17 protein-coding genes are annotated in these 23,364 nt (G+C 48.8%); 2 read left to right on the forward strand and 15 right to left on the reverse strand.

What is annotated here, in order from left to right; translation table 11 throughout:
• Positions 1 to 191: 191 nt before the first annotated feature.
• From HMPREF9442_RS09890 to HMPREF9442_RS09900, 3 genes are all read right to left on the reverse strand, one after another.
• Complete coding sequence (locus HMPREF9442_RS09890) at positions 192 to 5,624, reverse strand: alginate lyase family protein (RefSeq protein ID WP_008628131.1); 5,433 nt, start codon at positions 5,622 to 5,624, stop codon at positions 192 to 194.
• Between the two features lie 95 nt (positions 5,625 to 5,719).
• On the reverse strand, positions 5,720 to 5,899 hold the full coding sequence (locus HMPREF9442_RS09895) for a hypothetical protein (protein WP_008628132.1): 180 nt from the start codon (positions 5,897 to 5,899) through the stop codon (positions 5,720 to 5,722).
• A 30-nt stretch (positions 5,900 to 5,929) separates the two neighbouring features.
• Positions 5,930 to 8,845 carry a LamG-like jellyroll fold domain-containing protein gene (locus tag HMPREF9442_RS09900; protein ID WP_008628133.1) on the reverse strand — a complete coding sequence of 972 codons (2,916 nt, stop codon included), beginning with the start codon at positions 8,843 to 8,845 and terminating at the stop codon, positions 5,930 to 5,932.
• Positions 8,846 to 9,141: 296 nt separating this feature from the next.
• On the opposite strand from HMPREF9442_RS09900, the gene HMPREF9442_RS09905 reads away from it, so the two are divergent.
• Together HMPREF9442_RS09905 and HMPREF9442_RS09910 are read left to right on the forward strand one after the other, a co-directional pair.
• Positions 9,142 to 9,666, forward strand: coding sequence for a septal ring lytic transglycosylase RlpA family protein (locus HMPREF9442_RS09905; RefSeq protein WP_008628136.1), 525 nt, complete (start codon positions 9,142 to 9,144; stop codon positions 9,664 to 9,666).
• Between the two features lie 21 nt (positions 9,667 to 9,687).
• Positions 9,688 to 10,974 carry an O-acetylhomoserine aminocarboxypropyltransferase/cysteine synthase family protein gene (locus HMPREF9442_RS09910; protein ID WP_008628137.1) on the forward strand — a complete coding sequence of 429 codons (1,287 nt, stop codon included), beginning with the start codon at positions 9,688 to 9,690 and terminating at the stop codon, positions 10,972 to 10,974.
• A gap of 127 nt (positions 10,975 to 11,101) precedes the next feature.
• Here HMPREF9442_RS09910 and HMPREF9442_RS09915 read toward each other — a convergent pair whose 3' ends face one another.
• From HMPREF9442_RS09915 to map, 12 genes are all read right to left on the reverse strand, one after another.
• Positions 11,102 to 12,748, reverse strand: a complete 1,647-nt coding sequence (locus HMPREF9442_RS09915) for a TlpA family protein disulfide reductase (protein ID WP_008628138.1) — start codon at positions 12,746 to 12,748, stop codon at positions 11,102 to 11,104.
• 70 nt (positions 12,749 to 12,818) lie between these two features.
• Positions 12,819 to 13,514: a hypothetical protein gene (locus tag HMPREF9442_RS09920; RefSeq protein ID WP_147639907.1), complete on the reverse strand. Its 696-nt coding sequence runs from the start codon at positions 13,512 to 13,514 to the stop codon at positions 12,819 to 12,821.
• A gap of 27 nt (positions 13,515 to 13,541) precedes the next feature.
• The gene (locus HMPREF9442_RS09925; RefSeq protein WP_253271088.1) at positions 13,542 to 15,506 is read right to left on the reverse strand and encodes a TlpA family protein disulfide reductase; all 1,965 of its coding nucleotides are present in this window, start codon (positions 15,504 to 15,506) and stop codon (positions 13,542 to 13,544) included.
• Between the two features lie 38 nt (positions 15,507 to 15,544).
• A complete protein-coding gene (locus tag HMPREF9442_RS09930; RefSeq protein ID WP_008628141.1) occupies positions 15,545 to 18,796 on the reverse strand; it encodes a DUF6055 domain-containing protein in 3,252 nt (1,083 codons plus the stop codon).
• A gap of 368 nt (positions 18,797 to 19,164) precedes the next feature.
• Complete coding sequence (gene rplQ, locus HMPREF9442_RS09935) at positions 19,165 to 19,659, reverse strand: 50S ribosomal protein L17 (RefSeq protein ID WP_040602938.1); 495 nt, start codon at positions 19,657 to 19,659, stop codon at positions 19,165 to 19,167.
• A 6-nt stretch (positions 19,660 to 19,665) separates the two neighbouring features.
• Entirely contained in the window at positions 19,666 to 20,658 is a 993-nt protein-coding gene (locus HMPREF9442_RS09940) for a DNA-directed RNA polymerase subunit alpha (protein ID WP_008628144.1), read from the reverse strand.
• Positions 20,659 to 20,669: 11 nt separating this feature from the next.
• Entirely contained in the window at positions 20,670 to 21,275 is a 606-nt protein-coding gene (gene rpsD / locus HMPREF9442_RS09945; protein ID WP_008623094.1) for a 30S ribosomal protein S4, read from the reverse strand.
• Positions 21,276 to 21,398: 123 nt separating this feature from the next.
• Positions 21,399 to 21,788 (reverse strand): 30S ribosomal protein S11, encoded by a 390-nt coding sequence (gene rpsK / locus HMPREF9442_RS09950; RefSeq protein WP_008623097.1) that lies wholly within the window; start codon positions 21,786 to 21,788, stop codon positions 21,399 to 21,401.
• A gap of 9 nt (positions 21,789 to 21,797) precedes the next feature.
• Positions 21,798 to 22,178, reverse strand: a complete 381-nt coding sequence (gene rpsM, locus HMPREF9442_RS09955; RefSeq protein ID WP_008628145.1) for a 30S ribosomal protein S13 — start codon at positions 22,176 to 22,178, stop codon at positions 21,798 to 21,800.
• Between the two features lie 32 nt (positions 22,179 to 22,210).
• On the reverse strand, positions 22,211 to 22,327 hold the full coding sequence (gene ykgO, locus HMPREF9442_RS15865) for a type B 50S ribosomal protein L36 (protein ID WP_008623101.1): 117 nt from the start codon (positions 22,325 to 22,327) through the stop codon (positions 22,211 to 22,213).
• Positions 22,328 to 22,339: 12 nt separating this feature from the next.
• Positions 22,340 to 22,558, reverse strand: coding sequence for a translation initiation factor IF-1 (gene infA / locus HMPREF9442_RS09960; protein WP_008623102.1), 219 nt, complete (start codon positions 22,556 to 22,558; stop codon positions 22,340 to 22,342).
• A 2-nt stretch (positions 22,559 to 22,560) separates the two neighbouring features.
• Entirely contained in the window at positions 22,561 to 23,355 is a 795-nt protein-coding gene (gene map, locus HMPREF9442_RS09965; RefSeq protein WP_008628147.1) for a type I methionyl aminopeptidase, read from the reverse strand.
• Positions 23,356 to 23,364: the final 9 nt, after the last annotated feature.

Below are 23,364 nucleotides of genomic sequence, written 5' to 3' on the forward strand. Positions count from 1 at the left end.
GAACGCGAACAGCACGTTTATATCCCGTATGTGATCATAAATAAAGAGCCATGTACCCTCGAAACCGAGTTTGACATGACTCTTCTACATATTCAGTTATAACATATAACCTTCTCCGGTTTTCATTTCAGTTTGGACATAATCGATTCTTATTCAAATCAAGAAAGAGTCCCCCAAAAAACGAAAAACTTTCACTTCACACACTTCTTCCCGTCCACGACATACACTCCGGAAGGCAACCCCTGCAAGGCAGCATTCCGCTTCACCGCTGACCTGATAAGTTTTCCGTCTGTAGTGTAGACATTGACCTTTGCATCCTCATCTGCTCCTTTCACCAACCGTACCCCCGTCTGTTCACCATCTATATAAAGATTCAAACGCTTCGGGAAAACTCCCTCTAACTCCAAATAGCCTCGGAAAGCTTTAATTTCCGTTCCCGTTTCGGCTTTTGAAAATACGTTCGGTTCATAAGCATATACATTATCTCCGTAGGACGCCACCTTTTGGAAAGTTCCCTGCAAACAAACCGTAACAGCTCCATCTGAAACAACTGCTGCACCAGACGAAACGGCATCTGCATCTATTGTCACTTTCTCATAAGTTTGCACAGAGACCGTCTGAGCCACCTTTACCAGATAAGGTACTCCCGCTACCATGTCGCGCACATTCCCAAAATTCAAGTTACAATCCTCTCCGGCCAGTTCCACGCTTTCCAACGCTTTCACCTCTTCAAAATACTTTCGAACCTGAGCCGAAGACAAATCAAACGGCAAGCAAACCATATTCCACAGCCCCGACAACAAGTTCTGCCGTACTGTCACCGTGCCATACGTCCCGTCCCGCACGTCAAAACGACTATCGTCCTCACTCAACTCCGATACGTCACTGCCATAATACATCAACTTCACATCTGCCAAACCAACCCAATTTGCCGTATTGCCGGCACCGCCCACCAGACCTATTTCAGCCGTACGAGAAGAAACCGCACCTTCCACTGAGAAATAATCCAGCACCGCAGATGTCACGTCAGTCTGCTGCCCGTTCAAATACAGAGCCACATTCATGCCTGCCACATCGGCACTGCTCAATTCCACCTTTCGGAATGCCGCAGCCGTCAATTCATAGTTTCCATTCGGGAGCGAACCCACCGTCTGGTAAATGGGGCGTTTCCCATCCTTCAGTTCATTGCCCGGACCAATCCAGTTTTCATAGAACACACCACCTCCGTATTCCCCATTCTGTGCAGTATTGACCAAGGAACGGAAGTTCACCGTCCCGTCGTTCAACCAGCCGCCGTCCGCATCGCAAGCGGCATTATTCACCTTGAACGTCATGTCAAAAGCAATGCCGTTCAGCGGTTCCGCATCTATCACGTACCTCTGGCGTGCGGACTCTAAATTCTCGCACGCTTTCTGCACAGCCGACACATCTACGGCTTTCTCAGCCTCCGTTGCGGCAGACGCAATGTTGTTCTTGAAAATCGTAAGCGAAGAACTCAATTTAGGGACAGAATTCCCGGCAATCTCCTCTGCCACCATTTTCCGGTTCCGATATACTTCATAATCCACCATGACACTGCGGGCATTCTCTATTTCCTTCATCAAGCCAGACAACGCCCGCCCCAGAGAATCCACTGTAATGGAAGACACGTCTACTGCCACAGCCTCATCCAACAACGTTTCTACAGCTTGCGGCAAAAGTTCGCGGTCGAGTGAGCGAGCCACATCCACCTGTGCCTCCCACGTCTGTCGCAAGTCATCATCTCCTACGCCCAGATACTCCAATACGAAATCATTCATCACACACCACATTCCGGCATTATCGCATACTGCGCCCACGGTCAACTGTCCATCACCCACAAAAACATCTGTATAAATACGCGAAACGGTTGCATCGGCATTCAAGTCCTCTGCATTCTGCCCCAGATGCAATGCCGTATTCGCCCCATCGGCCCGCGTCTTATCCACACTATACACCGAAACCGGTAAACCACCGGTAGTCTTCACATACAACCGGAAGTGCTTATTGGATGTGCCCAAATCGCTTCGCGCCTGCATACTCACCCGGCAGTTTCCTAACGGAAGTCCTGTCAACAATTGATGACAATCAAAAGTGGTATGCCAGAACTCCATCACCCCCTGACTGAACTTAGGATAGTTCGCATCCGATACCGTAAGCGTCCACCCGGTCGTATTCCCAATGTCAAAACCAGCATTTTGTATCCGCGCCGTCAAATCGACCGGATGTGCAACAGACGCATTATCCAAACGGTATTGCTCCATCGCATCCAACAAGGTATGATAAGCCGCCATACGTTCACGTGCCTTACCGGACACCAATAATACACGCCCCTCATCGACCGCCTTTTTCAGAGCACCGCCCTTGTCTTCACCATACGTCAACGTATCTGAAGCCGCCACCGCTTCTTCAAGCAACATGTACGGACTTTGATACTCCAAAGCCACGTCGGCAAACGATACCCACTGACATGCATTATTCAAACCAGATTCCACTCCCACTGTCAAATCTTGGTCAAGTACATCCGTCGCCACTTCCGTCCCACGCAAAACCTTAACCGATGTCACCGGAGACCTGCCGTCATTGGCAAACAATTCTATTACCCCTCCGTCGGCTCCTTTCTGTGCAACCGCCTTGAAGATATAGCGCCCAACAGGCAACCCGGATGCAGACGCATAAATCAAACGCTGTCCGGCCAAGAAATTGCCCGTACAATAACGTTCTATCATGTTCTCTCCCGTAGCATCCCCACGCTGCGCATCCGACCCGTCTATGGCAAACACACGATAATTACCACCTTCAGCATCGGTCATCCAATGCGTACGGTTATCAAACATCACGTCGTTTCCCGAAGGTAACAGACACCCTCCGTCCGGCAAAACCGAACTGACATCCACGGCTTTGCCCACATGGGGTAAATAGACCTTCCAAGCCTTATCCAAATTCCCATAAGCCCTGAAAACCTCATCGGCCGAACCTGCTGCGGCAAAAAGCTCCAATGCTTCTTTCAATGAGGCATCGTCCACTCCCTCCGTCTCCACAAACTTCTTATACCTCTCGTACGCGTCCTTGTAGTCCTCATAATGCACCTGCAACAGGTGTATCTCTCCCAACACGCGTTGATAACGCACGGCCGTCTCTATCCCATCCGAAGCCGATTCTTTCAATCCGAGCAACTGCAGCCAAAGCGCAGGTGTCACCTCATCCTCCCGAATGGCATCCGCCTCTTTTCGCATAGCGGACAAATCAACTGACAAATCCGTCTCCCCAAGGTAAAGCAAACTAAAGTTATCCATGGCAAACCAATTCATACCATTCGCCGAATAAGCATAATTCTGATCGGTCATATTCTTGGCTCCGAAAGTCACCTTGCCCTCTTCGCCGACATAGAACTCTACCGTAAAACGTCCGGCCTCCCCATCCAGTGAAGCCACCGGCGTATTTACCCCGTCGGCATACAAATACACATCTTTTACATAATTACGGGCAGCCTCTCCGCTCTTGCCTTGTTGCGTGGCAATGACAGATGCCCCCAATTCATATTTACCCGGCTTCAAACCTTCAAGGGTCTGGAATATGTTAAAACGTTCCTGTCCCCAACAAGTCCGACCATCCTCCGAAGCCGTACGTTTACGTTCGATATAAGGTTGGCTTAACCCCGAAACTGACGACACACCCTTTTGAAAACCTTCCACGTCCACCGCCCACAGTTCAGGTTTCTCACAATCAGGGTCCGGCAAAGAATGAGTCAACTCATTCTCATTGGGAATAATATGGAAGGATTTCTCTATCACGACTCCCGACTGGTTGGTCAAACGGAATATCAACTCGTGCTCCTGGTCATCCTCTAAAGTATAGGTATAGGAACCTCCCGTGGCCAGCTGCCTGCCGTTCTCATCATACCATATTTCACTTTCTATGTAATTCCAGTTCGCATAAGAAGTGCTCACGGTCAGCGAACGCCCTTTTCCCATCAAGACTTCACTGCCTTCCACCACCTGACCGTTATATACGGCCGTTGAGGACAACGTTCCTTTAATCCCCTCACCGCGTACGGACACGGAAAACATTTGTGTACTCTTTATTCCATGGGTATTCGTGTACGTAAGACGATATATTCCGGAATGTTCAGCCGTGACTTGCCGTTGCTGTCCGGCCGCCCCGTCATCCCATGTCCATTTTCCCGTATTGCTCTCCCCCTCGGGTAAAGTAGCCGACAAGGTCAATACAGCCCCCGGTTCCACATCTCGGATTTCCGCATATTTTCGGGTTTCCGTCTTTCCGGCTATCACAGGAAAAAGAATTGTAGGCACTTGTTCCGCAGTAACCGGCCGGTCACTGTACATCAAGTCGCCGAACCCTGTATGGTCATACCCACCGCTGTTGTTCCCATACGAACCACCGCCACGCTCCATACCGATAATCCCTTTCATCGTCCGGCAAAAGTTCATCGGGATTCCCATCCGGTTCTCGTAATGATTGATGAACAACTGCCAAATAGGGCGCCATTGCCCGCGTCCGGTAGCATTCAATCCCCCCATCCACCAATTCTGTTTATAAGGCAGGTCGTCCGTGCCACTATTGTATGCTGCCACGTATTCTGCCGCACCGGCTACCATCGCCGCACCGGCCTGGCCTGGTATTAGCGTATTCGTCAAATTGCAAAAAGCATTGTCTCCCTGATTGTAAGCCGACTCAAAAGCGTACGACAACAAGCCCAACGCCGCCATGGCATGCCCTTGATCGCGCCCGCTCTCTTGCATTTGGTTCAAATAACCTAAGGGGGCACGCTCATCTTTATGGAACCAAGGTATCAGTCCCCAACCATAGCCACACAAACCCTGTCCGAACGCATCGGGATGAAGGGCCGTCACGCAAAGCGACTCATTGCCCGGACCTTCTTTCAACCAATACATACCGTAATTATATATGTCCGGTAAGTCGCATAATACCCCCAAAGAAACACAGAAAAGCGCATTTCCCAATCCCCAGTTACTATGGTAATGATACCAGTTTTGTTCGCGCTCTACCGTATCATGCCGACGTTCCAAAAAATCTTGTGCCGTAGTAAACCATACATCTATCATGTATTGCTTAAACAATTCAAAATCTTCTTCCGGCCATTTCTTATAATCGCGCATGATTTCGGCAGCATTGATAAACTGGTAACCGATAAATCCGGGAATCAACGAGACATTCGTATTGCCGGCAAGTCCTTTGTTATAGATACGGTAAGCATTCAATACGTCTATGGCCACGTCGCCATAGCCCTCATCTCCCGTAATCTTCCATAACAATGCACATTGATAAGCCCGCGCCGCATTACGGTAAGCATTCATATAATTCTCCTGACCGGATATTCCACGTGAAATATACTCGTTCACGCCCCAGTTATGTCCGTGGTCTCCATTTACGGGAGGAGCCGTACGCAAGGCTTCCAAAGCCTCCAAAGCATGCTCATCCCCTGAGGCCAAGCGAGCACGCACGGCCTCAAAGTCATCCTCCGAGTGTAGCAGGCCAGGGTGGCGGAAAGCTGCCTCTTGGGCATACAACGTGCCTGCCACGAGAGCTACACTAAATAAACACAATAATAATCTTCGTTTCATGACAATAAAACTTTTCTATCCATATATTTTCAGCAAAAAAGAATGCCGCCCTTTCCCAAAAAAGGATACGGCATCCCCTCTATTTCATAAAGGACTTACCAAATATCCCATCCTCCGTTTTTATTCGAATACGCCTCGATGATATCATGTTCAGAGGCGTTACCGCCATAACCGATATTCACGTCACCACCCGCATTCACACTGCAAGCCATCATATCCGAGACTTCCATCTTTACCATCTCCACACGGGGAGACACATACGTTTTCTTTTCCATTGTTTATTAGTTTTTATAAGTTCATACCTTTTATTTGATTACTTTCTTTCCGTCCACGATGTAGATGCCGCGTTCCAAACCACGGAGGGCTTCAGCCTTCTTCACACCGACCTTCACCTTCACGCCACTCAGAGTAAACACATCAACTATCTTTCCGCCATCTTCCGCCGTGTTACCCAACACTTCACCGACACGAGTCACCGATCCGTCTATTTCGATGAGCAAGCGGTTGACACCGGCAACCGGAGATTCCGACTCCACATTGATATAGGCGCGGAAGCCTTTCAGGCTTACCTTGTCTGCTTGGTCGGCCAAATAGAACATATCGTCATTGATAAAGTATGCCCCTTGCGGTACTGTGGTGGCACCGTAGTTTCCGGTCATCGAAACCAAATTCATCGGAAAAGCTTCCGGCTGTTTTGCACTGACCATCACCCCGTCTGCCTTGATTTCCGTCACAGTTCCTACCGGCTTCACCAAATAAGGCACACCGGCTTCCACGGCATCCACCTTGCCGAAATCCAACGTAATATCCTTTCCCGACGCTTGCATTCCACCTAACCGCCTTACCTCACCCAGTTTATTGGCCTCAACCTGTTCGGCAGTCAGGGCAAAAGGCACACAGAAAGTGTTCCACTTTCCGGCCACCAACTTGCGCTGAAGGGTCACATCAGCATACATGTCAGCTTTCACGTCATAAGCCTTGGACTCATCCAAAGCCAAAGCCTCGGCCTTGGGAGCCACTTTATAGAGTTTCATGTCGTTACAGCCTATCCAGTTGGCCAGATTACCCTCTTCCGTCTTCACGCCCAAACGCACTTCCTCTTCCGTACTCTGACAGAAAGAGACCTCACGATAAGCCAATGCTGTAGACTTCACCTCATCTCCTCGTTTCTCCCCAGCATATAAAGCCACCTTGGCTTCACCCGTACCCGGCACATTATTCACCGGCCCCGCAAAGGTAGCCAAACGCATGGTATAAAATCCTGAAGACAAGTTTACCGTTTGATATATAGCCCATAAGCCATCCGGTAATACGCCATCAGCATAACATTCAAAGAAAGCATCCCCACTCGTTTCACCGGCTTGAGCTGCATTATGTTGTGCACGAACTCCCCAACCTGCAACATTCGCATTATCACCGTTCCATCCTTCTACTGCGCTCCAACTTCCGAAACCTGAAACATCCGGATTCTTCAACATAAACGTCATGTCGAACTGTTGTTCACCCATAGGGGTAGCCGATTGTACAAAAACCCGACGAGCATTCTCCAAAGCATTATAAGCCTTTCTCAAATCCTCCTCCTTATCGCACGATGCTTTCCCTGCGTCCGTAATAGCGGTTGCAAATACACTCTTGATTTCATCCGAAGCCTCTGAGTTCTGTTCATACTCCTTACAAGTCTCAACCAATGCAGCAATAGGGCAATCCGTCATATAACAATGGCATACCTCATAAACCTGCTTCAAAGCCAGATATGCTTTTGCCCAACCGTCCACAGTCTGTTCCGGCTCTTTCGCCAAAGCCTCCGCCATACGTTCTTTAAATGTTTCTGGCAAACCGGACACATCCATAGCCTGAGCTTTTTCTTTCATATCATCGTACAACTCTTTCACTTCAATCATTCCGCTTCCGGTTTTTTCCAACCGGAAATTATCAAAGAACAAATAGCAATTTTTATAAGGAGAAAAAAGATTCACTCCGACTTTTAATTTTCCATCAAGAACCAAAACATTGTTAATATAAGTACGCCCAATCTCTTTGTCCTCATCCCAAATTCCAGCAACGTCCTCGTACTTTGCATTTCCATTGTCTGTCCATCCCATGACCTCACGCAATCCAACCTCTTTTCTTCCTGTTGCACCGTCGACATAGAAATTCACACGGCCACCAATTCCGGCTTGTCCTTGAACGGAAACATTATACACCCCATTAGGCAATTCTACTTCTTGCCAAAAATCCACTGCAGAACCATTAGCTTCCCAATATGGCATTCCCTTATCTATACGATTCGGTTCAGCATTCCTCTCCCATCCTTTCAACGCATCGTCAGTATCGCTGAAATCCGGATTTACCATTTTTGAAGTCAAATCTTCTATTTCAGATACCAAACTAGCTTTTTGGCTATCATAGATGTTTTCAACTTCTTCTGCCGTCAACGCCTTGTCATACAGCCCAAGCTTATCAGCCTTGCCCTCGAACGTTCCCGTAAACGTACCTTTTCCCACATAGAAATGAGTGAAATGGTTGGAAATGTTCTCCAATATGCCCGGATATAAAGTAGAAACGTCAGCACTCGAATTAGAAGGACCATATTCCACTTTCTTCCCATCCACATAGAACGTGCAGCCATCCTTTGTAAACACCATTGCAATCATGGCAAACCGACCCACAGGAATGGCATTGGACGAAGATCCACCAGGACCACCATTAAAGTCAATCCACGAACCATCAATCTTAGCTATGTTGTACACCATATAAGTATTGGCCTGGAAGCCTAACATTCCACTCGTATTTTGATCCTCATAACCGTCTGTTCCCAATCCAAATCCCCAAACGGAATTGTCTGCAGTTCCGGTACGATACACCCACAAAGAGATTGTGGCGCCGTTGTCAAGTGTCTTGTCTTTAAAAGGATTTGCGATTTGCACATACCCCATATTTCGATTATCTGAAGCCATAAAGTCCAAACATTGTTCCGTTTCGCTGACCATTGAAAATTCTGGCTTTGTCCCGTTGCCAAAGCTTTTCAGTTCATACCCCTCTGCCGTTTCCGACTGAAAATCATAAAAGGCCAAAGGGACGGGCAGTTCAGCATTTTCATCCATAGGCATAGCCCAAGAATTCTCAACTCTGTTGACATTCCGCACATCAGCCCATGTCATCTGCGCGGTACTAGCCATAGCACTCATCAGTGCCGCTGTGAAAAGCAAATTTTTGTTCATTTCTACATTTTTAATGAATTAAACTTAGGTTAATATCACTTTTTCATTTGTTTTTATACGGCTTACGAACATACACCACCAAGAAGCACAATGGAATCTTTGTTTTTAATTCTTTTAACCCTTATCGTCTAGTACATTAACATTCCACGCCATCTATCAATCGCAAAAAACCGTTCATAAAACACAATAAAACAAAGATTTGTTTGGAGAAATGGACAAAAAGCCTTATTTTGCAGAAATTTTCAGTCAGCCAACTTGTCGGGAAAAAGGGCTGACTCACGAAAACAAGGAAGCGTATGGCATTAAAAAAATTCTTTGCGTGCTGTTTTTGCTTAGTATGTGGAATAACAACTGTTCCGGCTCAAAAGCAACTGACCGGAAAAGCCAGTTATTATTCCGACAAGCTACATGGAAGAAAAATGAGCAACGGCGAAAGATACCACCGCGACAGCATGACCTGCGCACACAAGAAGTACCCTTTCGGTACCCTGCTGAAAGTACGTAACCCCCTAAATGGGAAAGAAGTGGTGGTGAGAGTAACCGACCGCGGCCCTTTCTCGAAACGTTATGTCATCGACCTGTCCAAGGCGGCAGCACGTGAGTTAGGATTCATCCGGAAAGGATTTTGCCAAGTGGAAATCACGCGGATACACCCCAACCGCATCCCGTTCAGGCCGGAAGATGCCGAAGAGATTCCGGAACTGCATTTGGAATACCAAGATATAGTGACCTACCCTGTACCGGCATGGCGACAGGAAATATTAGATGAAAAAAAGCCACAACCGACAAAAATCAAGAAACTTAAAATCGACAAGAAATAGAATTCAATTTGTAAACACAAAATGGAAAAGAAACTCAGAAAAGAGTCTGTTTGCGTACAGGCCGGATGGACACCCAAGAAAGGCGAACCGCGCGTTTTACCTATTTATCAAAGTACTACTTTTAAATATGACAACAGCGAACAGATGGCTCGTTTGTTCGACTTGGAAGACACGGGATATTTCTATACCCGGTTGCAAAACCCCACAAACGATGCCGTGGCTGCCAAGATTGCCGAACTGGAAGGAGGCGTAGGTGCCATGCTGACATCTTCAGGACAAGCGGCCAACTTCTATGCCGTATTCAACATCTGTCAGGCAGGCGACCATTTCGTCACTTCCAATACTATTTATGGAGGAACATACAACCTGTTCGGAGTCACCATGAAAAAGTTAGGCATCGAATGCACATTCGTCGACCCGGAATGGGACGATGAACGCATCGAAGCCGCCTTCCGTCCGAACACCAAATGTTTCTTCGGCGAAACCATCTCCAACCCGGGCGGCCACGTGTTCGACATAGAACGCTTTGCCCGCATGGCCCACAAACACGGTGTACCCTTGATTGTGGACAACACGTTTGCCACGCCCATCAACTGCCGCCCGTTTGAATGGGGGGCAGACATCGTGACCCATTCCACCACCAAATACATGGACGGGCACGCCACATCGGTAGGCGGTGCCATCGTGGACAGCGGGAACTTCGACTGGAATGCCCATGCCGACAAGTTCCCGGGACTCTGCCAACCGGACGAAAGTTACCACGGGCTGACTTATGCCAAGGCTTTCGGCAAGATGGCTTACATCACCAAAGCCACGGCGCAACTCATGCGTGACTTAGGTTCCATCCAAAGCCCCCAAAACGCATTCTTGCTCAACCTCGGACTGGAAACCCTGCACCTGCGCATGCCACAGCATTGCCGCAACGCGCAGGCCGTGGCCGAATACCTCGAAAAGAACGAACGGGTGGCTTGGGTGAACTACTGCGGACTGAAAAGTAACAAATATTATGAATTAGGGCAAAAGTATCTGCCGAACGGGTCGTGCGGTGTCATCGCATTCGGCCTGAAAGGCACGAAAGAAGATGCCATCCGGTTCATGGACAGCTTGAAGATGATTTGCATCGTGACGCATGTGGCCGATGCCCGCACTTGCGTACTGCATCCGGCCAGCCATACGCACCGCCAACTCTCCGACGAACAGTTGCGCGAAGCCGGAGTGGCACCCGACCTCATCCGCCTGTCAGTCGGCATCGAAAATGTAGAAGACATCATCGAAGACATCCAGCAGGCGTTGGACGCATCGAAATAAGTGCCGGTAAACGCAGGATATGGCGAAAGCCAAGGCTTAAAGGTTATCCCTACAAAAACAACCTCCCCCGGTAAACGCAGGCCAATACGTTTCCGGGGGAAAGCTGTTTTTTAAAAGATAAGGTTCCTCAATGCCCTGATTTACCACCCAACTTCTTCCGCAAGATTTCGCGCACCTCGTCGGCCGAAGCCCCGACAGCCAACAGGGTTCCGTCACTGTCGACAAGGAAAGTACCTCCGCCGGAGTTTCCTATACCGTGTAAAGACCATATATTATTGGCATCCTCCACCTCGGCATAACAAGCCCAAGGATAGCCGTCTTTCAGCACAGCCTGATCCATGTCGCTCCGGCACTTCTCGCGGGCTATGCCCACCACCGTGAAGCCCTTGTCCTTGAACTCCTCATAAACGGGTATCATGGATTTGGAATTCGCACGGCACGGGCCGCACCACGAAGCCCACAAGTCCACAAAGGCTATCTTGCCGCGTATCAGACTGGACATACGCAAAGGAAGGCCGTCTCTACCCGTAATTTCATAATCGGGATAAGGCTTTCCTTCGGCCAATGTCCGGGATTGGCGCAAAGTGTTCACGACGGCATGGTAAGGATGTCCCGGCAAATAACCGGCATAGACGGAATCATAAACCGCCCACAACGCTTGTTTCAGGCTGTCCGGATGTTCGAAATTGTCCAACTCGGAACGCAAGAAGGACAGGCCGGACACCGAGGGCTTGCGTGCCGCCTCGCGAAGCCGCCACGACTTCTCTTCTGCACGGCAGACGGCAAGGTAGTCCTCCAAAGCCATCATCCGGGGCGAATAAAGCCTGCGGGACTTTTCCAGACTGTCCAGTTGCTTATAAATCTTGTTTGCCTCTTCCTGCGTCTCTGCCGCCCTCAGGCGTTCATACAAGTCCTTGCCTGCCGGAGTATAACAATCATCCTCACTGTAAAGGGTATCCACTCGGGCATTGTACAGTGCATACTTGGGACTGAATATGCTATCGACCTGATGCTCCACATACAACATGATCCGGTTCTCCGTCCCGTCGGTCTCCACTTTCGGCCTTCCCTTATCTGGAAAAGTAATATGCAGGGTGGCATTCTCCCCCAAGAACTTTGCAGGATAGTAACCTCCATTCAACCAGTCGTGCCACAGATAAACTTCCCAAGCCTCCGCATGGTCTGTGTACAAATCATATTCAAACTTCCCGTTATGCACCGGAATAGAAATAAAAGGCTTTACCCTAGCATCCAACCCGTAGCGGTGCAACACGAGGCGGCTCGCCTCCGTCGGCTTCTCCACCATCCCCGTCAAGCGGCAATGCAACTTGCCTTCACGTTCCTCCTTTAGGTTCACGCCTTTGATGAATCCACCGCCTTTTCCTCTTTCCATGAAGTCGAACGAAGTATCACGGCCATCCAACGGTGGAAAGACCAGACGGAAACTCACATTACCGGAATCGGGCATATACACGTGCTGCCCCAACGCCACCCCCTCGCAACGCCGCAAGGGATAGTCTAGCCCCGTCACAGCACCGCGCAAATGCAGGACGGAATCCAACTGAATCCAAAACCCCTTGCGGTTATAAGCCTCCATATACAAGGTCGTAGTTTCCGGTGTGCACTCCACGCGGCTGATTTCCACCGTCTCCATGTTACGGTCGCCCACTATGGGGTTCTTCACATCGCAAACTTGCGCTTCCTGCGCCCTCAACAGCCCTCCGCCGCACAAGAGGACAATCGCCGACAATAGATAATTCAAATAATGTCTCATCGTTTTTCATTTATTAAAGTTTTCTTATCCCAAGTCCACGTTTCCGTATGGAAATAACGGCAATCCCTATTCAATAAAGCACATGCCGTTCAAGCCACCAATCATTATAGCTTGATAGAAACATGACCCCATGATGGAAGTAGCGGTAGGCAATGGTCATGGGTTCCACCATGTCGGGGTATTCCTTTTCCACTATGCCCCGCAAACGGTAGAAGTCGTCATTAAAGCTGTAGTCATTACCCGCTCCCCCGTCTTCTTCAAAATACAACTTCGACCAATAAAACTGCCAGAACCGCATGATGTCCCCTTTCAACTCACGAGACAATAGCCAAAGCATGATGAAAGGCATGTTTTCCTTTCCATGGGGAGTGTAATACCCACTTTCATGAGAAGAATCACCCATCACCCCATGTAATAGACTGCGCAAGTAATTGGGGCCATCGGCATCATAGTAAGCTCCCCGGACAACAGAAATGAGTTTGGCGCAATATGTGGTGTCGTTAATGGCAGTAAGTCCCCCAAATGCTTCTACATAGTCGTAGATGTTTTCTTCATTACGGTTGCCCACTTCATAATCCATGATGAGATATTCATTCCAATTTCTTGGAAAAGCCCAAAAGAATTCCTCCTGTGCCTTTTGTGTGGTGTCAGACTTCAGCCGGTTATAGGCTTTGTGCAATTCAGCCGTCCGGCAAGTATCCCACTGAGCCATACCGTGCAAGACAAAGCTATTGAACAAGATGAAAAATATTACATACCGTTTCATAGGCTTCATGGTTTAAAAGGTGTTACATCAGGGTTCCAACTGTCGTTTCAAGTCCTCTAAATGCAAACGGAACTGCGCTTCCGGCGCATAGCGCAAACCGCTCCGCACCACATTCCCCATGCGGTCGAGCGTCTCGTAATGCGGAATCCCCAAGAAATTGAACAACTCCATCAGACGGTTAAAGTCGTCGCGACTCACCTGTACCACGTCTTCCCTGGACAGGTGTTCGTCCACATACTTCCGGTAGTTCTCTTCCGGGCCTTCCCCTTCGGTGCTGATAAACAGGAAATCCACATCGGGATGGTTGCGCAAGGCCTCGCGCATCGGCTTGGAACGCTCGATGCCCGAACGGCAAGGCCCACAAAACATTCCCCAAAAATCTATCAGGACATATTTGCCCCGGTACTTCTCCGTGAGGCGGCGCAACAGTTTCCCGCCTTCCGTATCGGGCAGGGCGTAAGTAAGCGTGTTGCGGCGACGTGCCTGTTCGAGCAACCGCCCGGCCTGAACACGCAACACCTCACGGTTCATATATGCCAAGCGGTTTTGGTAAATGCTGTCGTACATGGACGGTGCTTCACTATAATTGCGTCCCAAATCGGAAGACAAGGCACGCAACACCATCAAACGTCCGAGTAGCGAAGGCTCGTCCGCCCCCAATATCGCAGTGTCCACGGCCATCATGACTGCATCCTCTTTGGCCACGCTGTCCGGTTCCATGGAACCAACCAATACAGCAGGGCTGCGCATGACTGAGGAAAACTCATAACGGTTCAGGAATATATCCAAGTCGCGAAGCACCAAAGCGGATACATCATCGCAAGGCATCTCGCGCAGGAAACGGTAGTTGGCCGGGTCACGGTACGGTGCCATTTTCGCCCGTATTTCTTCCCACTTCATTTTTTCATAGTCGATGGCAAAATTTTGGTTCATCTCGTAATCGAACACTGCCATACCATGCGCCAACCGCGTCTGGCACTCCGCCAAGTGACGTTCCCACGGCGTATAACCGAAACGCCAAGCCACGTAATCCACCGCCCGTAACCGCTCGCGCATCCGCCTCATGGCGTTTTCCGTGAAATCTTTAAAACCGAGCGAATCCGAAACAGCGGAAAACTCGTCGTACGGGTAAGCGCAAAGCTCCGAAACCCCGTGCTCCAAAGAACGCTTCCGCCCGAACGGGCCGGAAGGCGCAGAAGCGCAGGACACCGAACCATCCGCCCGCATAACCATCTCCGTGGTCTGTCCCGGCACGGCATAGAAGTTCAACCACTCGCGGAAATCCTTGCCTTCTATCAACAGTGCCCCCTCCACGGGATGCCAAGCCCAGAAACGAAACTCGAACGTGCCATCCTCACGGATATCCACCACAAGGGGAACGCGCTCGCCGGTGGTCGGCTCACAACGGTTATACAGCATGGTGGAATAGCCCTGACTGCGTGAATAGCCCTCGATGCGGCCACGGACACAAGCCGTATCCGCCGTGAAAAACTGCCGCTCCAATTCGGGTGTCATCACGAACGGCTTCCGCTTGCCGGGCACCTTGGGAGCTTTCCCCTCTTCGTGCACGCCGTAGATATTAAACGCCCCTTGCATATTCCCCTCGATAAAATCAAAGAAACGGTTTTTCCGGGGCATAGGCTCAAACACCACCTTGAATTCGCCCTCACCGCTTGGAGGAGTCACATAATGTTCCCCCAACACAATGCCCTCGCCCCGCAAGGCTTTATACTTCCGATTGTCATCCCCCAGAAGCCAGGAATCCTTGGACATTCGAATCCACCAACCCGGCTTGTACCGCTCGTGGAAACTGATAATCGTAGCAGTGTCGGCAAACTCCACCTTCGTAATACGGATAGTGGAAGTGGTACTGCCCACCCACGCCGGACGGGAGAACGTCCGCGCTTTCCGCGCTGTCGCCTTCGGGGAAGCGCAGCACAGCACGGCCAAAAGCAACCATGCCCATAACGTTGTCTTGTGTGTTGTTTTCATTTCGGTATTCATCGTTTAAGTATTTTCTTTTTACGTCTTTACCTTACCACGACTTTCTTCGTCACCAAGTTGCGCCCGTCGGCCGACAACACTTGGACGATATAGAAACCGGGAGACAAGGTGGTCTCTACCGCCGACACCCCACACGGGAAGTCCGCCACGCAGACACCGGAGAGCGCAGCGACGCGCACCTCTGCCGCCACGGGCGACGGCTCCACGCGCAACGTGCGTCCAGATACCGACACGACAGGTACGGACACGTCCATCTCCACTTCGCCTATCCCCGTCTCGTCCGGAAGGTTAGCCGACCCGTAACGGTTCGTATTGCCGAACTTTACCTGATAGGGCCACTGTTCGTCGTTCGCGTCGTTGTCGTCCCACACTTGCCGCCAATATTTCTTCGGGCCTCCGCTCACCACAAAGTAAAGCCGTTTGCAGTCCACCGGACAATCGAAGAATATCGTATCCTTCGGGTTACGGTACACAGACTTTCCCATGTCGCCATACACCCTGCTGCCATCTTTAAGCAACGCTACAAAACCGTAACGCCACTCCGCGTAGGTCGCATTCTTCACACGATAGCCCTCTTGGCGGTTCAGGCCTTCAAAACAAGCGGACACCCTCGTGCCGACCCTCCGGGGCAAATTCAGCCGGATGATGTTATGCCCCGTATTCTCAGGAGCCGCAGCGGGGCTGATGCGCCAATAATTGTCGGCCACCTTGAGCATGGCGGGCAAGGGACGGCCGTCCACTTTCGCGGCCCCGTACTCTTCCAAGGCCGGAATGTCCCAAGTGGCGAAACGGGCTGCACAGTCGTACATTTCGTCATTGAATTCGCTGTCCGTGATGCCCGTAAGACGCATATAAGCCTCGACGGCATCCTCCGGGTTCCGGCTTTGGTTCCAAAGCCGCCCCATGAAGTCCATCCCGTGCTTGTAACACCAGTAATCCTGTATGAAATAATTGTTGTAACGCGGCGATTCGTGCAGGATATGCTTGTGCACGTTTTGCAGGTAACCGTCGAACCATTCGTTGTTGAACTGGTCGGCCGGCATGATTTTATAGGCCTGCCATTGTGCGCACTGCTCCCAGAAAGCGCACCCGTTGCCGTTGCCCGGGGCATACATCCAACCGTTCTGGTTGCCGTTGTCGCAATGCACTTGGTATTGGAAACAGTGGCCTATCTCGTGGTAAAGCGTCTGCCAGTTGCGCGACGGGGCGGCCCAAGGCGTAAGGGTGAGCAAACCGATAAGGTCGTCCACGCCCGAACCGGAAGCTTCCCACGCAGATGGGTCATAACGCAAGCGGATGACCATCTTGTAAGTGTCGGTCTTCGACCTGCCCCGGCGGATGAACTTCAGCGAATCCGTGTAGAAATCGAAGGCGATTTCGGCATTCCTCAGCACCTCGTCTATGTCTATCGTATGGTTGCCGCATGTGAACACGGAAGGATTCTCACCGTATCCTTTTTCCCAGAACAGGATCCAATTCTTCGACTGACGCGTACGCCCGATATAATAAGCATTGTCCGGGTCGTTGACATCTCCCATCAACCACTGGGCCGTATAGACTTTCTTGTCTACCGTCTGCGTGACATCCTGCAAAGCCTGTGCGGCCGATCGGATTTGCTCCTCGGTCTGTTCCGTATTCTCCCAAACCTCCTGTGCGGCTTGGATGGCCGTCTCCATCTTTCCCCGCTTTTCCTCGTCTTCTTCATACCAGTTCTTCACTTGTCCGGCATAGCGGAGCGCGTCGGCCAAAACATCATAGACGGCCGCCGAGGCCTCGATAGCCGTCACGGCTTCGTCCAAGGCGACTTTCGCTTCTGCCATGGCTTTTTCATCCGGATTCTCCGCCGCCGAGGCTTTTTCGGCTGCTTCTATGGCTGCTTCCACCGCCTGGCGGACCGCAGACTGGATATGTTTCGCCTGCAATTCCTTACGGACATCATCGGCATAACGCGACAAATAAGCCGCATAATCTTCCGGGGTGTTCCCGCCGAGATAATACAGGCGGACGTTGTCGAGACAAATCCAGTTGCCCGTAGCGTTTTCGGCTTTAAACCCGATGGTAACTTGTCCGTCCACCACCGTAAAGTAGAGGTCTTTGTGAGCCTTCATCGTATCCACTGGCATATCATAAATCCCGGCATACAAGGTAACGCCCGTCTGCTTCTCTCCGGCATTCACCGTGCTGTTCGTGCCTTTCTGCTGGATATTGCCCACGGCAGCACGCAGGCAGTACTTCCCATCGGGGATGCCTTCCAACGTCTGCCGGATACCCACATCCGGCACTTTGGACCCGATGTTCACCCAACGCTCCAAATAAGTAGTACCGGATTTGCCCGGAAAACTCGTGTTGGTCTGCGCGAGCATCCCATCGTTTTCCCAACCGGTCGTACCGTCCTCAAAATTGGGATTCACGATGCGCGAAGTCATGGTCAGCGGATGTTCCGGCGATGCGTTTTTATATTGGTAAGTCTGCGTGGCCTCCGTCAACCGTTGTGTCGAGGCCAAGATATCCGTAACTGCGGCATGCTCGTCTTCATAGACCGTCTGCGCTTCGTCTATCGCAGCTTTCAATTCTTCGGCATACACACCCGAGCCGTCACCGTAAGCCGCCCGCGCCGCCGAAAGGGCTGTTTCCAAGCCGCCCTTATCCATCTCATCGCAGAGCAAATTCACGTAATCCACCAAAATCTTGGCATGGTTGGCCGACCCTACCCCCTCGTTGGCCGCAAAACCGATGCGTATCTTTCCGGTGGTTTGTGCCGTAAGCGTAAAAATGAGCTCGTCCGTTTTCCACGACTGCACGGGGAAATTTTTCACGTCGGAAACCGTAGCGGTTCCGTTATCCGGCAGCCAGGCCAACAGGCTGTTTCCGGCACCGGACGTACCCACGTTATAATAAGCCGAAGACAAACGGTAAGTTCCTTTAGGAAGGGTCACACTTTGGGAATACACAAGCCGCATGCCCCAACCCGTCGTCAATCCAAGCGCACCGCCTTCCGAGCCTTCGTAGCCTGAAGCCGGCAGCGCGAAACTGTTGTTGAACGTCACCTCCGGATTATAAGCAAACGTACCGGCCACGGTATAAGTGGCCGTGGTTTCGTTCGTCCAACCGTAAACTTCGTTTATGACATCCCCGGAAACATTGCCCGTTTGCCGGGCATCGTAATTGAAATTCGTATCAAAACCGTGGTTTTCCAAGAAGTAAGCGGATATATCCACTTGTGCCCAACCGTGCAGACTCGACGCAAGACACAAACACATGAATAAGTTTCTTTTCATATTATTAGGTATAATGTTTAGTGCCGTAAAGGTACATATTTTAAGCTAATAGCACAAAATCTCAAAAGAAAAAGTTATATCTTAAACGACTCTCAGGCAAATGAAAAATCGTTCTCAGGCAATTGATTTTTCGTTCGCCTGAGAATGATTTTCCGTTCTCAGGTAAATGATTTCAGATACGTAAGAAGCTGATAAACAAAAATATAAAGAAATACAAATTCTTTACAACAACATATTTCCTCTTACGTCCTTTCCTATCTGCAAGAAAACCGGAGGACAAAAATATTCCTCTCGTACAAATTAAAAGAGCAGACATGGAAAAAGCCGCCCGGAATTCCGGACGGCTTTTTCTCTTATAGCAAATCAAATTATTCGGCGCTTGCAGGTGTTTCTGTCGCAGTTTCTGCTGCCGGAGCTTCGGCCGCAGTAACCTCTTCAGCCTTGACTGCAGACTTCTTGGAACGACGCGTACGAGTCTTCTTCGTAGCTTGCTTAGCCATGTTCTCATCATAGTCCACCAATTCGATGAAACACATCGCTGCGTTGTCACCCTGACGGAAACCGGTCTTGATGATACGGGTATAACCACCCGGACGGTCAGCCACCTTCACAGAGATTTCCTTGAACAACTCTGTTACGGCATACTTGTTCTGCAAATAGCTGAAAACGACACGACGAGAATTAGTAGTATCGTCCTTAGACTTTGTAATCAACGGCTCCACGTATTTCTTCAAAGCCTTGGCCTTTGCAAGAGTCGTAGTGATTCTTTTGTGCATGATCAGAGAGATGGCCATATTGGCTAACATCGCTTGTCTGTGGGATGCAGTACGACTCAAATGATTGAATTTTTTATTATGTCTCATTGTTTATTAATCTTTATCTAATTTATACTTAGAAATATCAGTTCCAAACGACAGATTCAGACTCTCTAGCAAATCATCAAGCTCAGTGAGCGATTTCTTACCGAAGTTTCTGAACTTCAACAAGTCGGTCTTGTTAAACTGTACCAAGTCGCCCAACGTTTCCACATCTGCGGCTTTCAGACAGTTCAAGGCACGGACAGAGAGATCCATGTCTACCAACTTGGTCTTCAGAAGTTGACGCATGTGCAACACCTCTTCATCGAACTCTTCATTACCCTCACCATCGGAATTCTCCAATGTAATCTTCTCGTCAGAGAACAACATGAAGTGATAAATCAGGATTTTTGCAGCCTCTTTCAGGGCGTCCTTCGGGTGAATGGAACCATCAGTAGAAATTTCAAGAACGAGTTTCTCGTAGTCAGTCTTCTGCTCTACACGATAGTTTTCAACAGCGTACTTAACATTTCTAATCGGAGTGTAAATTGAATCGATTGGAATCACATTCACATCAGTACAGAAGATACGGTTCTCATCAGCAGGAACGTATCCCCGACCTTTGTTAATGGACAACTCAATCTGCATCGTTGCTTTGGCATCTAAATGGCAAATAACTAATTCAGGGTTTAACACTTCAAATCCAGTCAGATACTTGTTAATATCTCCGGCTTTGAATTCTGTCGTATTCTCTACCGTGATACTCACTTTCTCATTCTCGAATTCTTCTACTATCTTCTTGAACCGTATTTGCTTGAGGTTCAAGATAATGTTGGTAACATCTTCTTTTACTCCGGGAACTGAAGCAAACTCGTGCTCTACCCCCGCAATACGCATGGTATTGATAGCATATCCCTCAAGGGATGAAAGAAGAATACGGCGCAAAGCATTACCAACAGTAATACCGAAACCGGGTTCCAACGGACGAAATTCGAACTTGCCGTATTTGTCATCCGCCTCCAACATTAATACTTTATCAGGTTTTTGAAATGCTAATATCGCCATTATCTTAATTATTATTTAGAGTACAACTCAACAATCAACTGCTCCTTAATGTTCTCTGGAATGTCTGCACGTTCCGGTTTGTGGAGTAACTTGCCGGACTTAGTATTCTCATCCCACTCTATCCAAGGATATTTGCTGTGGTTGAAACCAGCCAAAGCGTTGGCAATAACTTCCAAAGACTTAGATTTCTCGCGAACACCAATAATCTGACCAGGCTTAACAGCGTATGAAGGGATATTCACAACTTCACCGTCGACGATGATGTGCTTATGTCCCACCAACTGACGGGCAGCCGCACGGGTAGGAGCTATCCCCAAACGATAAACGACATTGTCCAAACGACACTCTAAATTCTGCAAAAGAATCTCACCGGTAATACCGCTCGTACGGGCAGCCTTCTCAAACATATTACGGAACTGTTTCTCTAAAACACCGTAAGTATATTTAGCCTTCTGCTTTTCAGCTAACATGACACCATACTCAGAAGTCTTCTTTCTTCTGTTGTTTCCATGTTGACCGGGAGGGAAGTTTCTTTTTGACAACACCTTGTCCGGTCCGAATATAGCTTCACCGAAACGACGAGCAATTCTTGATTTTGGTCCAGTATATCTAGCCATTTTAATTTCTAATTTTTAAAGGTTCTTGCAGGAATCCCAAGTCATTGCAGCCGCGACTACAGAAAGGAAATGAAGCCCTTGAAAATCATTGGAATCCCTACTGTTATTATGGGTTATCTCTTATTAAACTCTTCTTCTCTTAGGAGGACGACAACCGTTGTGTGGCAATGGAGTAACATCAATAATCTCCGTCACTTCAATGCCTGCGCCATGTATGGTACGAATAGCAGACTCACGTCCGTTACCTGGCCCCTTCACATAAGCCTTTACCTTTCTCAAGCCAAGATCGAATGCAACTTTCGCACAATCCTGGGCAGCCATCTGAGCTGCATAGGGAGTGTTCTTCTTCGAACCGCGGAATCCCATCTTACCGGCAGAGGACCATGAAATCACCTGACCCTCGCTGTTTGCTAAAGACACAATGATATTGTTGAATGAGCTATGGACGTGCAACTGTCCCATAGCATCAACTTTCACATTTCTTTTCTTAGCTGCGACTGTTTTTTTTGCCATATCTAATTATTATTTAGTAGCTTTTTTCTTGTTTGCAACTGTCTTCTTCTTACCCTTACGCGTACGAGCATTGTTCTTCGTGCTCTGACCACGAACCGGCAAACCTAAACGGTGGCGAACACCACGATAACAACCAATATCCATCAGTCGCTTGATGTTCAACTGAATTTCAGCACGAAGATCACCTTCTACTTTGTATTCAGCACCAATCACGGCACGTATATTACTAGCCTGCTCGTCAGTCCAGTCTTTTACCTTAATGTCTTTGTCGACACCAGCCTTTGCAAGGATTTTTGCTGAACTACTACGACCTATACCATAAATATAAGTCAAAGCAATTTCACCTCTCTTATTCTGAGGCAAATCTACACCTACAATTCTTATTGCCATATACTTATTTTATTTCTTTTTGCTATAAAATATTAACCCTGACGCATTTTAAACTTAGGGTTTTTTTTGTTAATAACATACAAACGTCCTTTACGACGTACAATCTTGCACTCCGGAGTACGTTTTTTTAAAGATGCTCTTGTTTTCATATTTTTGCTTTTTTATTTATATCTAAATACAATGCGACCTTTAGAAAGATCATAAGGACTCATCTCCACCCGAACCTTATCACCGGGCAGGATTTTTATATAATGCATTCTCATTTTCCCGGAAATATGAGCCGTAATCTCATGCCCATTCTCCAACTCTACTCTAAACATTGCGTTAGAAAGAGCTTCTATAATCACACCATCTTGCTCAATTGCTGACTGTTTCGCCATACTTAATATAATTTTCCTTCTATTCTTTCTATTCCTTCAAACGAAGATAAAATATCAGCCTTCCCATGATGAATGGCTATCGTATGCTCGAAATGTGCCGCACACCTGCCATCACAAGTTTTGATTGTCCAACGGTCTGGCATCATCCCTATTTTGGGAGATCCTAAAGTAATCATGGGCTCGATAGCAATGCACAAACCATTCTTGATTAACGCGCCATTACCTCTTCTGCCGTAATTGGGAACTGCCGGTTCTTCATGCATCTCTTTCCCGATACCATGCCCGACAAACTCTCTGACCACTCCATAGCCATTGGATTCACAATGATTTTGCACGGCATAACCGATATCACCGATTCTCTTTCCGGCCAAAGCTGCCTCGATTCCCAAATAAAGAGATTCTTTCGTTACTTTCAGAAGTCTCTTGACTTCTTCGGAAACTTCCCCCACACAAAAGGTATAACAAGAATCACCATTATATCCGTCCAACAAAGTACCACAATCGACAGAAACAATGTCCCCCTCTTCAAGTGGCCTGTCATTCGGGATACCATGCACCACCTCATCATTGACAGATGTACAAATTGATGCCGGAAACGGACCTCCATAAGGGTTGGGAAAGCCCTTAAAGGTAGGCAACGCTCCATGATCCCTAATGAACTCTTCTGCCAAGGCATCCAACTGTTTTGTTGTTACCCCTGGGCAAATATTCTTGGCAATCTCGGTCAACGTGTCAGCCACTAACAGGTTAGCAGCCCGCATCAACTCTATTTCATCCTCTGTCTTAAGAAATATCATATCAGATAA

Source organism: Paraprevotella xylaniphila YIT 11841 (assembly GCF_000205165.1).
GTDB lineage: Bacteria > Bacteroidota > Bacteroidia > Bacteroidales > Bacteroidaceae > Paraprevotella > Paraprevotella xylaniphila.

Coding starts and splice junctions, on each gene's coding strand:
- HMPREF9442_RS09890 (WP_008628131.1), bottom strand. CDS start 5,624: ATGAAACGAAGATTATTATTGTGTTTATTTAGTGTAGCTCTCGTGGCA.
- HMPREF9442_RS09895 (WP_008628132.1), bottom strand. CDS start 5,899: ATGGAAAAGAAAACGTATGTGTCTCCCCGTGTGGAGATGGTAAAGATG.
- HMPREF9442_RS09900 (WP_008628133.1), bottom strand. CDS start 8,845: ATGAACAAAAATTTGCTTTTCACAGCGGCACTGATGAGTGCTATGGCT.
- HMPREF9442_RS09905 (WP_008628136.1), top strand. CDS start 9,142: ATGGCATTAAAAAAATTCTTTGCGTGCTGTTTTTGCTTAGTATGTGGA.
- HMPREF9442_RS09910 (WP_008628137.1), top strand. CDS start 9,688: ATGGAAAAGAAACTCAGAAAAGAGTCTGTTTGCGTACAGGCCGGATGG.
- HMPREF9442_RS09915 (WP_008628138.1), bottom strand. CDS start 12,748: ATGAGACATTATTTGAATTATCTATTGTCGGCGATTGTCCTCTTGTGC.
- HMPREF9442_RS09920 (WP_147639907.1), bottom strand. CDS start 13,514: ATGAAACGGTATGTAATATTTTTCATCTTGTTCAATAGCTTTGTCTTG.
- HMPREF9442_RS09925 (WP_253271088.1), bottom strand. CDS start 15,506: ATGAAAACAACACACAAGACAACGTTATGGGCATGGTTGCTTTTGGCC.
- HMPREF9442_RS09930 (WP_008628141.1), bottom strand. CDS start 18,796: ATGAAAAGAAACTTATTCATGTGTTTGTGTCTTGCGTCGAGTCTGCAC.
- rplQ (WP_040602938.1), bottom strand. CDS start 19,659: ATGAGACATAATAAAAAATTCAATCATTTGAGTCGTACTGCATCCCAC.
- HMPREF9442_RS09940 (WP_008628144.1), bottom strand. CDS start 20,658: ATGGCGATATTAGCATTTCAAAAACCTGATAAAGTATTAATGTTGGAG.
- rpsD (WP_008623094.1), bottom strand. CDS start 21,275: ATGGCTAGATATACTGGACCAAAATCAAGAATTGCTCGTCGTTTCGGT.
- rpsK (WP_008623097.1), bottom strand. CDS start 21,788: ATGGCAAAAAAAACAGTCGCAGCTAAGAAAAGAAATGTGAAAGTTGAT.
- rpsM (WP_008628145.1), bottom strand. CDS start 22,178: ATGGCAATAAGAATTGTAGGTGTAGATTTGCCTCAGAATAAGAGAGGT.
- ykgO (WP_008623101.1), bottom strand. CDS start 22,327: ATGAAAACAAGAGCATCTTTAAAAAAACGTACTCCGGAGTGCAAGATT.
- infA (WP_008623102.1), bottom strand. CDS start 22,558: ATGGCGAAACAGTCAGCAATTGAGCAAGATGGTGTGATTATAGAAGCT.
- map (WP_008628147.1), bottom strand. CDS start 23,355: ATGATATTTCTTAAGACAGAGGATGAAATAGAGTTGATGCGGGCTGCT.